This is a genomic window from Stenotrophomonas sp. Ps181 (assembly GCF_025697425.1).
Taxonomy (GTDB): domain Bacteria; phylum Pseudomonadota; class Gammaproteobacteria; order Xanthomonadales; family Xanthomonadaceae; genus Stenotrophomonas; species Stenotrophomonas sepilia.
In genome coordinates this window covers 1-13,635 of sequence record NZ_JAHWBI010000009.1, presented here as the reverse complement: position 1 = coordinate 13,635, position 13,635 = coordinate 1, and the positions used below count along the sequence as shown (strand labels likewise).

The window sequence follows — 13,635 nt, the reverse complement described above, 5'->3', positions numbered from 1 at the left end:
CCCCCGGCCGTCGCCGGGGGCTCTCCAATGTGAATTACTTCGAATACAGCTCGACGATCAGCGCTTCGTTGATGTCCGCAGGCAGATCCGAACGATCCGGAACGGCCTTGAAGATGCCGGTGAACTTGCCGGAATCCACTTCAACCCACGACGGGCTCAGGTCATGCTGGGCGGCGACGGTCAGGGCTTCCTGGACGCGCAGCTGCTTGGCAGCCTTTTCGGACAGAGCGATGGCGTCGCCAGCCTTGACCTGGTACGAAGCCAGGTTGACCGACTTGCCATTCACGGTGACGCCGCGGTGCGACACCAGCTGACGGGCAGCCGGACGGGTCACGGCGAAGCCCATGCGGTAGACGACGTTGTCCAGGCGGGTTTCCAGCAGCTGCAGCAGGTTCTCGCCGGTGTTGCCCTTCTTGGTCGAGGCCTTCTTGTAGTAGTTGCGGAACTGACGCTCCAGCAGGCCGTAGATACGCTTGACCTTCTGCTTTTCACGCAGCTGGGTGGCGTAGTCGGACAGCTTGCCCTTGCGGGCAGTGGCGCCGTGCTGGCCGGGCTTCTGCTCCAGCTTGCACTTGGAGTCCAGCGCACGCGCCGGGCTCTTCAGGGACAGGTCGGCGCCTTCGCGGCGGGCGAGCTTACAGGTAGGACCGATATAACGAGCCATTTCTTATCGCTCCCTTTAGACGCGACGCTTCTTCGGCGGACGGCACCCGTTGTGCGGGATGGGCGTCACGTCGATGATGTTGGTGATCTTGTAGCCGACGTTGTTCAGCGAACGCACGGCCGACTCACGGCCCGGACCCGGGCCCTTGATGCGGACTTCCAGCGACTTCACGCCGTAGTCCAGCGCAGCACGACCGGCCTTTTCAGCAGCCACCTGGGCAGCGAACGGGGTCGACTTGCGCGAACCGCGGAAGCCAGCGCCACCGGAGGTCGCCCACGACAGAGCGTTGCCCTGGCGGTCGGTGATGGTGACGATGGTGTTGTTGAACGAAGCGTGGACGTGGGCGACGCCGTCGGTGACGACGCGCTTGATCTTCTTCTTGGTCTTAGCAGCGGGCTTAGCCATTTCTCAGTCCCTTACTTCTTGATCGCCTTGCGCGGACCCTTGCGGGTGCGGGCGTTGGTACGGGTGCGCTGGCCACGCAGCGGGAGGCCACGACGGTGACGCAGGCCGCGGTAGCAGCCCAGGTCCATCAGGCGCTTGATCGCGATGCCGATCTCACGGCGCAGATCGCCTTCCACGATGTACTTGCCGACTTCGGCGCGCAGGCGCTCGATTTCCGGCTCCGACAGATCGCGGATCTTGGTGGTCGAAGCAACGCCTGCGACTTCGCAGACCTTCTTCGAACGGGTACGGCCGATGCCGTAAATGCTTTGCAACCCGACCCAGACGTGCTTCTGGGCTGGCAGGTTGACGCCTGCAATACGCGCCATGACGCGGTTCTCCAGCTGAGTGATGGCCGACAGCGCGCCTCGGGCACGCCAATCCGGCAGGATGGATCAAAAAAGTGAACTAGCGATACTAACAAGGTTCCGGTTTACATGGAAGCCCGTGAAACCATTGGTTTCATGAACCCGGCCTGGGGAGTGTGCCCAGGCTCCGGCGCCGGATGGGGTTGGACCTGGGGTTTCCCCCGGGGCCGCCCGCGCTACTCCAGCGCGGGACCACCTCATCACACCCCCACCCGGAACCGCTGCGGGGGCCGCCCTTCGTTTGTGTGGCCGGAGTCCGCGAAGCGGAGGGACCATCACGTCAGGAAGACGAAAGTATAACAGGCCTATCAGCCGCGGGCAAAACCGCCGCGGTTGCCGCCCTTCAGGTTGGCCTTCTTCAGCAGGCTCTCGTACTGGTGGGACATCAGGTGTGCCTGCACCTGGGCGATGAAGTCCATCACCACCACCACCACGATCAGCAGCGACGTGCCACCGAAGTAGAACGAGGCATTCAGCTGCGTGCGCATCAGTTCGGGCAGCAGGCACACGATCACCAGGTAGGCCGAGCCGGCCGCGGTCAGGCGGGTCAGCACGCCGTCGATGTAGTCGGCAGTGGCCTTGCCCGGACGGATGCCCGGAATCAGCGCGCCCGACTTCTTCAGGTTGTCGGCGGTTTCCTGCGAGTTGAACACCAGCGCGGTATAGAAGAACGCGAAACCGGTGATCAGCGCAGCGAACACGATCATGTGCAGCGGTTCGCCCGGGCCCAGGGCATTGGCGACCTTCTGCAGGACCTGGCCAAAGCTGCTCTGGTTGGCGGCCTGGCCGGACCACATGGCCAGGGTGGCCGGGAAGGCCAACAGGCTCGAGGCAAAGATCGCCGGGATGACGCCGGCCATGTTGAGCTTCAGCGGCAGGAACGAGGTCTGGTTCATGTACGCGTTGCGACCGCCCTGGCGGCGCGCGTAATTGACCGTGATCCGGCGCTGGCCGCGCTCCACGAACACCACGAAGAAGGTGAAGGCGAGCACCACGATGGCGATCAGCAGCAGCTGGATGAACTGGATGTTGCCGTCGCGGTAGGCGTCGAAGGTGTGGATGACCGCACCCGGCAGACCGGCGACGATACCAGCGAAGATGATCAGTGACACGCCGTTGCCGATACCGCGTTCGGTGACCTGCTCACCGACCCACATCAGGAACATGGTGCCGGCAGTCAGTGCGACCACCGCGGTGAGCACGAAGCCCATGCCGGGGGCGTACACGACCGGAGCGCCCGACGGCGAAACCTGGCCCTGCAGGGCCAGCGCGATCGAACCGCCCTGCACCACTGCCAGCAGCACGGCGCCGATGCGCGAATACTGGGTGATCTTGCGGCGGCCGGACTCACCTTCCTTCTGCATCGCCTTCAGGGCGGGGAAGATATGCACGGCCAGCTGCATCACGATCGATGCCGAGATGTACGGCATCACGTTCAGCGCAAAGATGCTGAAACGGTGCAGGGCGCCGCCCGAGAACATGTTGAACATGTCCACGATGCCGCCGCCCTGCTGTTGCATCATGGCAAGCATGGCATCGGGATTGACGCCCGGCACCGGCACGTAGCAGCCGATGCGATAGACGATCAAAGCCCCGACGACGAACAGCAAACGTTGGCGAAGTTCAGTGAACTTGCCCATTCCGCCCGCGAGGTTACCGATGCCAGCTTGCGCCATGATTTTCTTACTCCGTTACGCTGCCGCCGGCAGCTTCGATCGCAGCCTTGGCACCAGCCGTGGCAGCAATACCCTTCAGGGTGAACGCCTTGGTCACTTCGCCCTTGACGACGACCTTGGCCTTCTTGGCAGTGCTCGGGACCAGCTTGGCAGCACGCAGGGCGGCGAAGTCGATCTCACCGGCCGGCAGCTTGTCCAGCGCGTACAGCAGCACTTCAGCGGTGTCCTTGGCGATCGGCGAACGGAAGCCGATCTTCGGCAGACGACGCTGCATGGGGGTCTGGCCGCCTTCGAAGCCAGCCTTGATCTTGCCGCCACCCTTACGGGCGAACGAACCCTTGTGGCCGCGGCCGGCAGTCTTGCCCAGGCCCGAGCCGATACCGCGGCCGACGCGGGTGCGCTCGGTGCGGGCGCCCGGTGCCGGGCTCAGTTCATTGAGACGCAGAGTCATGGTCGATTACTCCTCAACCTGGACGAGGTACTGAACCTTGTTGATCAGGCCACGCACCTGCGGGCTGTCCTTCAGTTCACGCACATCGTTGAGCTTGTTCAGGCCCAGGGCACGCACCGACAGGCGGTGACGCGACTGGGTGCCACGCAGGCCACGCACCAGGCGGACCTTCACAGTCTTGTTGGACTCATTAGCCATGGTTGAGTTCCTCCACCTTCTTGCCGCGCTTGGCCGCGATGCGGGCCGGCGACTGCGCAGCAGTCAGGCCCTTCACGGTGGCGCGCACCAGATTGATCGGGTTGCGCGAACCGGTGGCCTTGGCCAGCACGTTCTTCACGCCAACGGCTTCCAGCACGGCGCGCATGGCACCGCCGGCGATGACGCCAGTACCTTCCGAAGCCGGCTGCATGAACACGCGGGCTGCGCCGTGACCATCCTTGATGGTGTGCCACAGGGTGCCGTTGTTCAGGTCAACGCTGACCAGGTTCTTGCGGGCCTGTTCCATCGACTTCTGGATGGCGACCGGCACTTCGCGGGCCTTGCCATAACCGAAACCGACCTTGCCTTCGCCGTCACCGACCACGGTCAGGGCGGTGAAGGTGAACTGGCGGCCACCCTTGACGGTCTTGCTGACGCGGTTGACCGCGACCAGCTTTTCGATCATGCCGTCGTCGATCTTCTCTTCGCGGTTACGGTCGCGATCGCGACCCCGCTGCTGACGCTCTTCTGCCATGTTGATTCCTTGGTTGTTTGGGTATGTACGGCTCGGGGCCGCTTATGGTTGTGAAGTGACGCGTCTTTCCGGTAGGCCACTACAGAAGAGCGGCGCCGTCCAGCCTCACTCAGGCTGGCGAGCAGGTGGGCAGGAGGCCATCGGCCCCCTGCCCTGATCCCTTAGAACTGCAGGCCGGCTTCGCGGGCGGCTTCTGCCAGGGCCTTGATGCGGCCGTGGTAGCGGTAGCCCGAACGATCGAAGGCAACCTTCTCGATGCCGGCGGCCTTGGCGCGCTCGGCGACGATGCGGCCAACCTTGGCAGCGGCATCGGCGTTCTTGCCGTTCTTCAGGCCTTCCTTGATGTCGGTCTGGGTGGTGTTGGCGGCAGCCAGCACCTTCGAACCGTCAGCGGTGAAGACCTGGGCGTACAGGTGCTGGCCGGTGCGCAGCACCGACAGGCGGGCGACGCCGAGCTCACGGATGTGGGCGCGGGTCGACTTGGCGCGACGCAGGCGGGCGATGTTCTTGTTCATTTTGATTGTTCCTTGAAAGCTGAAGGATGGGCTTTTCCCTGAGGAGTCCGCACATGGATGTGCGGGCTCTTGCGAGGGACTCGCACTTACGCCTTCTTGGCTTCCTTACGGATGATGACTTCGTCGGAGTACTTCACGCCCTTGCCCTTGTACGGCTCCGGCTTGCGGAACGCACGGATCTTGGCGGCGACTTCACCGACGACCTGCTTGTCAGCGCCCTGGACCAGGATCTCGGTCTGGGTCGGGGTGGAGATGGTGATGCCTTCCGGCGCCACGAACACGACCGGGTGCGAGAAACCGAGCGACAGGCTCAGGTCCTTGCCCTGCATGGCAGCACGGTAACCCACGCCGACCAGCTCCAGCTTGCGCTCGAAGCCTTCGGACACGCCCTTGACCATGTTGGCCAGGATCGCACGCACGGTACCGGTCAGCGCGACCAGGTCGGCGCTCTCGGTGCTCAGGGTGGCAACGCCGCTGTCGACGTTGATGGCAATACCGGCCGGCTTGACCAGCGACAGGGTGCCCTTCGGGCCCTTGACGGTGATGCTTTCCGACTGGACGTTCAGTTCGACCTTACCCAGGGTGACGGGCTTCTTGGCTACGCGGGACATAGTTCTACTCCTTTCGCCTTAGGCCACGAAGCACAGGACTTCGCCGCCGACGCCCAGCTGGCGCGCCTGCGCATCAGTCATGATGCCCTTGGAGGTGGAAATGATGGAGATGCCCAGGCCATTCATGACCTTCGGCAGCTCGCTCTTGCCGCGGTACTGGCGCAGGCCCGAACGCGAGAAGCGCTTCAGGGTCGCGATGACCGGCTTGCCTTCGAAATACTTCAGCACGATTTCCAGCTCGGCCTTGTTGTTTTCCAGCTGGGTCACGCGCAGGTCGGTGATGTAACCCTCGTCCTTCAGGACCTGGGCGATCGCAACCTTGATCTTGGACGACGGGGCTTTCACCGTCTGCTTGCCAACCGCAGCCGCATTCTTGATGCGGACCAGCAGGTCGGCGATGGGATCAGTCATGCTCATATGAGTACCTTTGAGTGCACCGATATCCGCTTTCGCGAAAATCTGTTGTCTCCTGGAAACGGGCCAGGTCCCTTGATGCAGCGGGCCAGGGCCCACTCCCACAACCCCGTTTGCGCAGGGCAAGACGCGGGAGTATACGCCAAAAGAGCCCGACTTGCGCCGGGCTCTTCGGGTTTTTTCGCAGAAAGGAAGCTGAACGCCTCCCCTCCCCGGTTCAGAAACCCCCGAGGGGGCTCCTGATCGCAGGGCCGACTGGGATTACCAGCTGGCCTTGCGCAGACCCGGAACGTCGCCACGCATGGTGGCTTCGCGCAGCTTGTTGCGGCCGAGGCCGAACTTGCTGTACACGCCACGCGGACGACCCGACAGCTCGCAACGGTTGCGCTGGCGGCTCGGCGACGAATCGCGCGGCAGCTTGGCCAGCTTGGTTGCGGCGTCGATCTTCTCTTCGTAGGTCGCGTCCACGGAGGACACGATCTTCTTCAGAGCCGCACGCTTTTCAGCGTACTTCTTGGCCAGCTTTTCCCGCTTGATGTCGCGGTTGACCATGGAGGTCTTTGCCATTTCGGTTTCCTCGACAGATCAGTTACGGAACGGGAACTTGAACGCTGCCAGCAGCGCCTTCGCTTCCGCATCGGTCTTCGCAGTGGTGGTGATGGCGATATCCATGCCACGGATCGCGTCGACGGCGTCGAAGTCGATTTCCGGGAAGATGATCTGTTCCTTCACACCCATGTTGAAGTTGCCGCGGCCGTCGAAGGAACGACCGGAAACACCACGGAAGTCGCGCACGCGCGGCAGCGAGATGTTGATCAGGCGGTCCAGGAACTCGTACATCTTGTGGCGACGCAGCGTGGTCTTGCAGCCGATCGGCCAACCATCACGGATCTTGAACGACGCAACCGAGATACGCGACTTGGTGACAACCGGCTTCTGGCCGGAAATCTTGGTCATGTCCGCGACGGCGTTTTCCAGGATCTTCTTGTTGGTGGCAGCCTCGCCCACACCCATGTTCAGGGTGACCTTGACGAGCTTCGGTACTTCCATCGGATTGGTGTAGCCGAACTGCTTCATCAGCGCCGGCACCACTTCTTCCTTGTAGATCTTTTCGAGACGGGAAGTCATCTTCACATTCCTCAGGCGTCGAGCGCCTCACCGCTGGAGCGGAACACACGCAGTTTGCGTCCATCCTCCAGCACCTTGAAGCCAACGCGTTCACCCTTGCCCGAAGCCGGGTTCAGAACGTTCACGTTGGAGATATGGATCGAAGCTTCGCGCTCGACCACGCCGCCGGCAACACCTGCCTGCGGGTTCGGCTTGGTGTGGCGCTTGACGATGTTCACGTTGGCGACGACCACGCGGTCGCCGTCGACGCGGACGACTTCGCCCTGCTTGCCCTTGTCCTTGCCAGCGTTGACGACAACCTGGTCGCCCTTCTTGATACGGTTAGCCATGATTATCTCCTGTCGCTCACAGCACTTCGGGAGCGAGCGAGACGATCTTCATGAACTTCTCCGAACGAAGTTCACGGGTCACCGGCCCGAAGATACGGGTACCGATCGGCTCCTGCTTGTTGTTCAGCAGGACGGCAGCGTTGCCGTCGAAGCGGATCAGCGAACCGTCGGCGCGACGCACACCCTTGCGGGTACGCACCACGACGGCGTCATACACTTCACCCTTCTTGACCTTGCCGCGCGGAATCGCATCCTTCACGGTGACCTTGATGATGTCGCCGATACCGGCGTAACGGCGCTTGGAACCACCCAGCACCTTGAAGCACATCACCTGCTTGGCACCCGAATTGTCCGCGACGTCAAGGTAGCTCTGCATCTGGATCATGATTCAGACTCCTTATTCAGCCGCACGCGTGATGACTTCCACCACGCGCCAGTTCTTGGTCTTGGACATCGGAGCAATCTCGGTCACGCGGACGACGTCGCCTTCCTTGCAGGCGTTGTCGGCATCGTGGGCGTGCAGCTTGGTCGAGCGCTTGATGTACTTGCCGTACAGCGCGTGCTTGACCTGACGCTCAACCAGGACGGTAACCGTCTTGTCCATCTTGTTGCTGACGACACGGCCTTCGACCGTGCGCAGCGTCTTCTTTTCAGTATTGTCGCTCATAGCGGCCATCCTTACTTCGTGCTGCCGAGCAGGGTCTTGACGCGAGCAATCTCGCGACGGACCCGGCGAATGTCGTGGGTCTTCGGCAGCTGGCCGGTGACCTGCTGCATACGGACAGAGAACTGTTCCTTACGCAGGTCGATCAGGTGGGCCTTGAGTTCGTCAGCCGACTTTTCACGGAGAGTTTTGATATCCATCAGCGCACCGTACGGGTCACGAAAGTGGTGGTGACCGAGAGCTTGGCGGCGGCCAGGCGGAACGCCTCGCGAGCCACTTCCTCGGAAACACCCTCGATTTCATAGATCATGCGGCCGGGCTGGATCTGGGCCACCCAGTATTCCACGTTACCCTTACCCGAACCCATTCGGACTTCGATGGGCTTCTTGGTGATGGGCTTGTCGGGGAACACGCGGATCCACATCTTGCCGCCGCGCTTGACGTAGCGGCTGATCGAGCGGCGGGCCGCTTCGATCTGGCGCGCGGTCAGCTGACCGTGTGCGGTTGCCTTCAGGCCGTATTCGCCGAAGCTGACAGCGTTGGCGCTCCAGCTCAGGCCATCGTTACGGCCCTTGTGTACCTTGCGGTACTTGGTTCGCTTGGGTTGCAACATTGTCGTTACCTCGCTTCACGGGCCGGGCGCTGACGGTCACCACGGTCGCCGCGATCGTGACGATCGTTGCGCGACGGGGTGTCGTCCTGCTTTTCCTGGCCAACCTGGGAGAAATCGAAGACCTCGCCCTTGTAGATCCAGACCTTGATGCCGATGATGCCGTAGGTCGTCTTGGCTTCAGCGAAGCCATAGTCGATGTCGGCACGCAGGGTGTGCAGCGGCACGCGGCCTTCGCGGTACCACTCCGAACGGGCGATTTCTGCACCGTTGAGGCGGCCACCGACGTTGACCTTGATGCCCAGGGCACCCAGGCGCATCGCGTTGCCGACCGAGCGCTTCATTGCACGGCGGAACATGATGCGACGCTCCAGCTGCTGGGCGATCGACTCGGCAACGAGCTGCGCGTCCAGTTCCGGCTTGCGCACTTCGGTGACGTTGATGTGCGCCGGGACGCCCATCATCTCGCTCACTTCCTTGCGCAGCTTCTCGATGTCCTCACCGCGCTTGCCGATCACCACGCCCGGACGGGCGGTGTGGATCGTCACGCGAGCGGTCTTGGCCGGACGCTCGATCAGGATCTTGCTGATGCCGGCCTGAGCCAGCTTCTTGCGCAGCATTTCGCGCACTTTCAGGTCGGCTGCCAGGTAACCAGCGAACTCGGCCTTGTTGGCGTACCACTTGGAGTTCCAGTCCTTGGAAATGCCGAGGCGGATACCAATCGGATGAACTTTATGACCCATGGTCTTTTCCTTATCCGCTTACTTGGCGGCGCCCACAACCACAGTGATGTGGCTGGTGCGCTTGAGGATGCGGGTACCGCGGCCTTTCGCCCGCGCCATGAAACGCTTCAGGGTCGGACCTTCATCAACCATGATGGTCTGAACCTTCAGCTCGTCGACGTCGGCGCCCTGGTTGTTCTCGGCGTTGGCAATTGCCGACTCCACCACCTTCTTGATCAGGTGGGCAGCCTTCTTGTCCGAGAACTTCAGCAGGTTGACCGCACGTTCGGCCGGCAGACCGCGCACCTGGTCAGCGACCAGACGAGCCTTCTGCGGGGAGATGCGCGCAGTGCGCAGGATGGCTTTCGCTTCCATTGTCATCTCTCCTTACTTGCCCGACTTCTTGTCACCACCGTGACCCTTGAAGGTCCGGGTGATGGCAAATTCGCCGAGCTTGTGGCCGACCATGTTCTCGTTGACGAGAACCGGGATGTGGTTCTTGCCGTTATGCACGGCAATGGTGATGCCTACCATGTCAGGCAGGATCATCGAACGGCGCGACCAGGTCTTGATCGGCTTCTTGCTGCCCGCAGCGGCCTCCACCTTCTTGACGAGGTGGTGATCGACGAACGGGCCCTTCTTGAGTGAACGTGCCATGGTCGATTAGCCCCTACGATCGCGGACGATGAACTGCTGAGTGCGCTTGTTATGGCGCGTCTTGTAACCCTTGGTCGGGACACCCCACGGGGTGACCGGATGCGGGTTACCCTGGCCGGCCTTGGCCTCACCACCACCGTGCGGGTGGTCAACCGGGTTCATGGCAGCACCACGAACGGTCGGGCGGACGCCGCGCCAACGCTTGGCACCGGCCTTGCCCAGCTTTTCCAGGCTGTGCTCGTCGTTGCCGACTTCGCCGATGGTGGCGCAGCACTCGACCGGAACCTTGCGCATTTCACCCGAGCGCAGGCGCAGGGTGGCGTAGATGCCTTCACGAGCCACCAGCTGCACGGCCGCACCAGCGGCGCGAGCGATCTGAGCGCCCTTACCCGGCTTCAGTTCGATGCAGTGGATGGTGGTGCCGACCGGGATGTTGCGCAGCGGCAGGGTGTTGCCGGCCTTGATCGGGGCGTCCGAACCAGCGATCACCTGATCACCAGCCTTCAGGCCCTTCGGGGCGATGATGTAGCGACGCTCACCGTCGACGTAGCACAGCAGAGCGATGTGGGCGGTGCGGTTCGGATCGTATTCGATGCGTTCCACGCGCGCCGGGATGCCCAGCTTGTTGCGCTTGAAGTCGATGATGCGGTAGTGCTGCTTGGCACCACCACCGACGTGACGCACGGTGATGCGACCGTGGTGGTTACGACCACCCGAGCGGCTCTGCGACTCGACCAGCGCGGCGTGCGGAGCACCCTTGTGCAGGTCGGGGGTGACCACGCGCACGGCCGAACGGCGGCCGGGGGAGGTGGGCTTGAATTTCATCAATGGCATGGGATGTACCTCAGGCCTTGGCCGTTACATCGATCGACTGGCCGTCGGCCAGGCGAACGTACGCCTTGCGCCAATCGCCGCGGCGGCCAGCACGGTTACGGAAGGACTTGTTCTTGCCCTTGACGTTGACCACGTTGACGGCTTCGACCTTGACGTCGAACAGCTGCTCAACCGCGGCCTTTACATCGGCCTTGGTGGCTTCGTTCGAAACTTCGAAGACATACTGATTGGAGAGTTCCTGCAGGCGCGCGGTCTTTTCCGAGACACGCGGGGCACGCAGCACGCTGAAGATTTTTTCGTTGCTGTTCATGCCAGCCACTCCTCGACCTTCTTGACCGCGTCAGCGGTGATGACGACCGTGTCGGCACCCACCAGCGAGACCGGGTCCAGACCCTGCACGTCACGCACCTGCACGTACGGCAGATTGCGGGCGGACAGGTACAGGTGCTCGGACGCTTCCTCGGTGACGATCAGCGGGCGCTTGCCCACTTCCAGGCCGGCCAGCTTGGCGATCAGACCCTTCGTGCTGGTCGCTTCGACATCGAAGGCCTCCACGATGGTCAGACGGCCCTGACGGTTCAGCTCGGACAGGATCGCGCACATGGCGGCACGGTACTGCTTGCGATTGACCTTCTGCTCGAAGCTGCGCGGCTTGGCCGCGAAGGTGACACCGCCGCCGACGAAGATCGGAGCCGTCAGTGCGCCATGACGCGCGCCGCCGCCCTTCTGCTTCTTCGACTTCTTGGTGGTACCAGCCACTTCAGAGCGAGTCTTCTGTGCCTTGGTGCCGGCGCGACCGGCGTTGCGGTAAGCAACGACGACCTGGTGGACCAGATCTTCGCTGAAATCGCGACCGAACACGGCTTCGGAGACCGAGACCTTGTTGTTGCTACCCGTGATAACGAGTTCCATCGTCATCTCTCCTTATGCCTTGCTCGCCGGACGGACGATCACGTCGCCACCCGCCGCGCCCGGAACGGCGCCGCGAACCGCGATCAGACCGCGCTCGACGTCGACCTTGACCACTTCCAGGTTCTGGGTGCTCTGCTGCACCGCGCCCATGTGGCCCGACATCTTCTTGCCCGGGAAAACGCGACCCGGGGTCTGGCGCTGACCCAGCGAACCCGGCGCGCGATGCGACAGCGAGTTACCGTGGGTTGCATCGCCCATACGGAAGTTGTGGCGCTTGATGGTGCCCTGGAAGCCCTTACCCTTGGTGACACCCTGGACGTCGACGATCTGGCCGACTTCGAAGATGTCCGCCTTGACTTCGCCGCCAACGGCGAAATCGCCGAGCTGCGCGTCTTCAACGCGGAATTCCCACAGGCCACGACCCGCTTCCACCTTCGCCTTGGCGAAGTGGCCGGCTTCCGGCTTGTTGACCAGGGCAGCGCGACGCGCGCCGACGGTCACCTGCACGGCGCTGTAGCCGTCGGTTTCGACGGTCTTGATCTGCGCGATGCGGTTCGGGGTTGCTTCGATCAGGGTCACCGGGATGGAGCGGCCATCTTCAGTGAACACACGGCTCATGCCGGCCTTGCGGCCCACGAAGCCCAACGAATACTTCTTCGTCATGGTCGTAGTCCTCAGGTCAGCTTGATCTGAACGTCGACGCCGGCAGCCAGTTCGAGCTTCATCAGCGCGTCCACGGTCTTGTCATTCGGGTCAACGATATCGAGCACGCGCTTGTGCGTGCGGGTCTCGTACTGGTCACGCGCGTCCTTGTCGACGTGCGGGGAAACGAGAACGGTGTAACGCTCGATCTTGGTCGGCAGCGGGATCGGGCCACGCACTTGCGCGCCGGTCCGCTTTGCCGTTTCAACGATCTCGCTGGCCGAACGGTCGATCAGACGATGATCGAACGCTTTCAGCCGGATCCGGATCTTTTGGTCCGCCATGGCGGTAGGTTCCTTCGTTAAAAGAGCGACAGACAAAGCCTCTGGGTTGCTTTGCCCCATGAAATTCCTGAATACGGACGGCCCGCAGTCCTGCAGGCCGCCAAGGTCAATCCATGGACCTCAAAAACGTAGGCAGACCAGTTACCCGGCCTGCCCAGACGTAGAAGCATAATGGCACGCAAGGCAGCTGTCAACAGTCGCCTGTTGACGCCGCCTGAATGGCATTGACCCTTCCTGGTCCGGGGAACACAAGGCACATCCTGTGCCTGCTTTCCCATTTGATTACGCCCCGATGCCCTACCCAGGCAACATCGGGGCGCAGATACTACCAGATTACTCGATGATCTTCGAGACCACGCCGGCGCCGACGGTACGGCCGCCTTCGCGGATGGCGAAGCGCAGGCCTTCGTCCATGGCCACCGGGTTGATCAGGGTGACTTCCATCTTGACGTTGTCACCCGGCATCACCATTTCAACGCCTTCCGGCAGCTTGGCGGCGCCGGTGATGTCGGTGGTGCGGAAGTAGAACTGCGGACGGTAGCCGTTGAAGAACGGGGTGTGGCGGCCGCCCTCGTCCTTCGACAGGACGTACACTTCGCCTTCGAACTTGGTGTGCGGCTTGATCGTGCCCGGCTTGGCCAGCACCTGGCCACGCTCGACGTCGTCACGCTTGGTGCCGCGCAGCAGCAGGCCAGCGTTGTCGCCTGCCTGACCCTGGTCCAGCAGCTTGCGGAACATTTCAACGCCGGTCACGGTGGTCTTCTGCACCGGGCGGATGCCGACGATTTCAATTTCGTCGCCAACCTTGATCACGCCGCGCTCGATACGACCGGTCACCACGGTGCCGCGGCCCGAGATCGAGAACACGTCTTCCACCGGCATCAGGAACGGCTTGTCGATCGCACGCTCCGGCTCCG

26 protein-coding genes are annotated in these 13,635 nt (G+C 62.6%); all 26 read right to left on the bottom strand.

Annotated elements, in window-relative coordinates:
- Positions 1-34: 34 nt before the first annotated feature.
- Positions 35-664, bottom strand: coding sequence for a 30S ribosomal protein S4 (rpsD, locus tag KXV01_RS18105; protein WP_004145446.1), 630 nt, complete (start codon positions 662-664; stop codon positions 35-37).
- Positions 665-679: 15 nt separating this feature from the next.
- Positions 680-1,069: a 30S ribosomal protein S11 gene (rpsK, locus tag KXV01_RS18100; protein WP_004145443.1), complete on the bottom strand. Its 390-nt coding sequence runs from the start codon at positions 1,067-1,069 to the stop codon at positions 680-682.
- Positions 1,070-1,080: 11 nt separating this feature from the next.
- Positions 1,081-1,437, bottom strand: a complete 357-nt coding sequence (gene rpsM, locus KXV01_RS18095; RefSeq protein WP_004154500.1) for a 30S ribosomal protein S13 — start codon at positions 1,435-1,437, stop codon at positions 1,081-1,083.
- A gap of 347 nt (positions 1,438-1,784) precedes the next feature.
- Complete coding sequence (secY, locus tag KXV01_RS18090; RefSeq protein WP_005415420.1) at positions 1,785-3,152, bottom strand: preprotein translocase subunit SecY; 1,368 nt, start codon at positions 3,150-3,152, stop codon at positions 1,785-1,787.
- Positions 3,153-3,159: 7 nt separating this feature from the next.
- Entirely contained in the window at positions 3,160-3,603 is a 444-nt protein-coding gene (rplO, locus tag KXV01_RS18085) for a 50S ribosomal protein L15 (protein ID WP_004154498.1), read from the bottom strand.
- Between the two features lie 6 nt (positions 3,604-3,609).
- Complete coding sequence (rpmD, locus tag KXV01_RS18080) at positions 3,610-3,801, bottom strand: 50S ribosomal protein L30 (RefSeq protein WP_005408214.1); 192 nt, start codon at positions 3,799-3,801, stop codon at positions 3,610-3,612.
- Positions 3,794-4,336 carry a 30S ribosomal protein S5 gene (rpsE, locus tag KXV01_RS18075; RefSeq protein WP_005415419.1) on the bottom strand — a complete coding sequence of 181 codons (543 nt, stop codon included), beginning with the start codon at positions 4,334-4,336 and terminating at the stop codon, positions 3,794-3,796. Before rpsE ends, rpmD begins: the two co-directional genes overlap by 8 nt.
- Positions 4,337-4,497: 161 nt before the next feature.
- Positions 4,498-4,857 carry a 50S ribosomal protein L18 gene (rplR, locus tag KXV01_RS18070; protein WP_180880072.1) on the bottom strand — a complete coding sequence of 120 codons (360 nt, stop codon included), beginning with the start codon at positions 4,855-4,857 and terminating at the stop codon, positions 4,498-4,500.
- An 80-nt stretch (positions 4,858-4,937) separates the two neighbouring features.
- The gene (gene rplF, locus KXV01_RS18065; RefSeq protein ID WP_049416175.1) at positions 4,938-5,462 is read right to left on the bottom strand and encodes a 50S ribosomal protein L6; all 525 of its coding nucleotides are present in this window, start codon (positions 5,460-5,462) and stop codon (positions 4,938-4,940) included.
- A gap of 18 nt (positions 5,463-5,480) precedes the next feature.
- Positions 5,481-5,879, bottom strand: a complete 399-nt coding sequence (gene rpsH / locus KXV01_RS18060; protein ID WP_005415417.1) for a 30S ribosomal protein S8 — start codon at positions 5,877-5,879, stop codon at positions 5,481-5,483.
- A gap of 258 nt (positions 5,880-6,137) precedes the next feature.
- Complete coding sequence (gene rpsN / locus KXV01_RS18055; protein ID WP_005408209.1) at positions 6,138-6,443, bottom strand: 30S ribosomal protein S14; 306 nt, start codon at positions 6,441-6,443, stop codon at positions 6,138-6,140.
- A gap of 18 nt (positions 6,444-6,461) precedes the next feature.
- On the bottom strand, positions 6,462-7,004 hold the full coding sequence (gene rplE / locus KXV01_RS18050; RefSeq protein ID WP_005415416.1) for a 50S ribosomal protein L5: 543 nt from the start codon (positions 7,002-7,004) through the stop codon (positions 6,462-6,464).
- 11 nt (positions 7,005-7,015) lie between these two features.
- The gene (gene rplX, locus KXV01_RS18045; RefSeq protein WP_004154490.1) at positions 7,016-7,333 is read right to left on the bottom strand and encodes a 50S ribosomal protein L24; all 318 of its coding nucleotides are present in this window, start codon (positions 7,331-7,333) and stop codon (positions 7,016-7,018) included.
- A 16-nt stretch (positions 7,334-7,349) separates the two neighbouring features.
- The gene (gene rplN / locus KXV01_RS18040) at positions 7,350-7,718 is read right to left on the bottom strand and encodes a 50S ribosomal protein L14 (protein WP_010483978.1); all 369 of its coding nucleotides are present in this window, start codon (positions 7,716-7,718) and stop codon (positions 7,350-7,352) included.
- A 12-nt stretch (positions 7,719-7,730) separates the two neighbouring features.
- Positions 7,731-8,000, bottom strand: a complete 270-nt coding sequence (gene rpsQ, locus KXV01_RS18035) for a 30S ribosomal protein S17 (RefSeq protein WP_004154489.1) — start codon at positions 7,998-8,000, stop codon at positions 7,731-7,733.
- An 11-nt stretch (positions 8,001-8,011) separates the two neighbouring features.
- Entirely contained in the window at positions 8,012-8,197 is a 186-nt protein-coding gene (gene rpmC, locus KXV01_RS18030) for a 50S ribosomal protein L29 (protein WP_004154487.1), read from the bottom strand.
- A complete protein-coding gene (gene rplP, locus KXV01_RS18025; RefSeq protein WP_004154486.1) occupies positions 8,197-8,610 on the bottom strand; it encodes a 50S ribosomal protein L16 in 414 nt (137 codons plus the stop codon). Before rplP ends, rpmC begins: the two co-directional genes overlap by 1 nt.
- Positions 8,611-8,615: 5 nt before the next feature.
- Positions 8,616-9,350 (bottom strand): 30S ribosomal protein S3, encoded by a 735-nt coding sequence (rpsC, locus tag KXV01_RS18020; protein ID WP_004145350.1) that lies wholly within the window; start codon positions 9,348-9,350, stop codon positions 8,616-8,618.
- Between the two features lie 18 nt (positions 9,351-9,368).
- Positions 9,369-9,704, bottom strand: a complete 336-nt coding sequence (gene rplV / locus KXV01_RS18015) for a 50S ribosomal protein L22 (protein WP_004145348.1) — start codon at positions 9,702-9,704, stop codon at positions 9,369-9,371.
- A gap of 12 nt (positions 9,705-9,716) precedes the next feature.
- Positions 9,717-9,986, bottom strand: coding sequence for a 30S ribosomal protein S19 (rpsS, locus tag KXV01_RS18010; protein WP_005415413.1), 270 nt, complete (start codon positions 9,984-9,986; stop codon positions 9,717-9,719).
- Between the two features lie 6 nt (positions 9,987-9,992).
- Complete coding sequence (rplB, locus tag KXV01_RS18005) at positions 9,993-10,820, bottom strand: 50S ribosomal protein L2 (protein ID WP_004145339.1); 828 nt, start codon at positions 10,818-10,820, stop codon at positions 9,993-9,995.
- Positions 10,821-10,830: 10 nt separating this feature from the next.
- Positions 10,831-11,130: a 50S ribosomal protein L23 gene (rplW, locus tag KXV01_RS18000; protein ID WP_004145338.1), complete on the bottom strand. Its 300-nt coding sequence runs from the start codon at positions 11,128-11,130 to the stop codon at positions 10,831-10,833.
- Complete coding sequence (gene rplD / locus KXV01_RS17995) at positions 11,127-11,732, bottom strand: 50S ribosomal protein L4 (protein WP_005415412.1); 606 nt, start codon at positions 11,730-11,732, stop codon at positions 11,127-11,129. The genes rplW and rplD overlap by 4 nt, the downstream gene beginning before the upstream one ends.
- A 12-nt stretch (positions 11,733-11,744) precedes the next feature.
- Positions 11,745-12,395 carry a 50S ribosomal protein L3 gene (gene rplC, locus KXV01_RS17990; protein WP_004145336.1) on the bottom strand — a complete coding sequence of 217 codons (651 nt, stop codon included), beginning with the start codon at positions 12,393-12,395 and terminating at the stop codon, positions 11,745-11,747.
- Between the two features lie 11 nt (positions 12,396-12,406).
- Positions 12,407-12,718 carry a 30S ribosomal protein S10 gene (gene rpsJ / locus KXV01_RS17985; RefSeq protein WP_005408208.1) on the bottom strand — a complete coding sequence of 104 codons (312 nt, stop codon included), beginning with the start codon at positions 12,716-12,718 and terminating at the stop codon, positions 12,407-12,409.
- Between the two features lie 333 nt (positions 12,719-13,051).
- On the bottom strand, positions 13,052-13,635 hold a 584-nt coding region (locus KXV01_RS17980; RefSeq protein WP_263467997.1), incomplete at its 5' end, for an EF-Tu/IF-2/RF-3 family GTPase.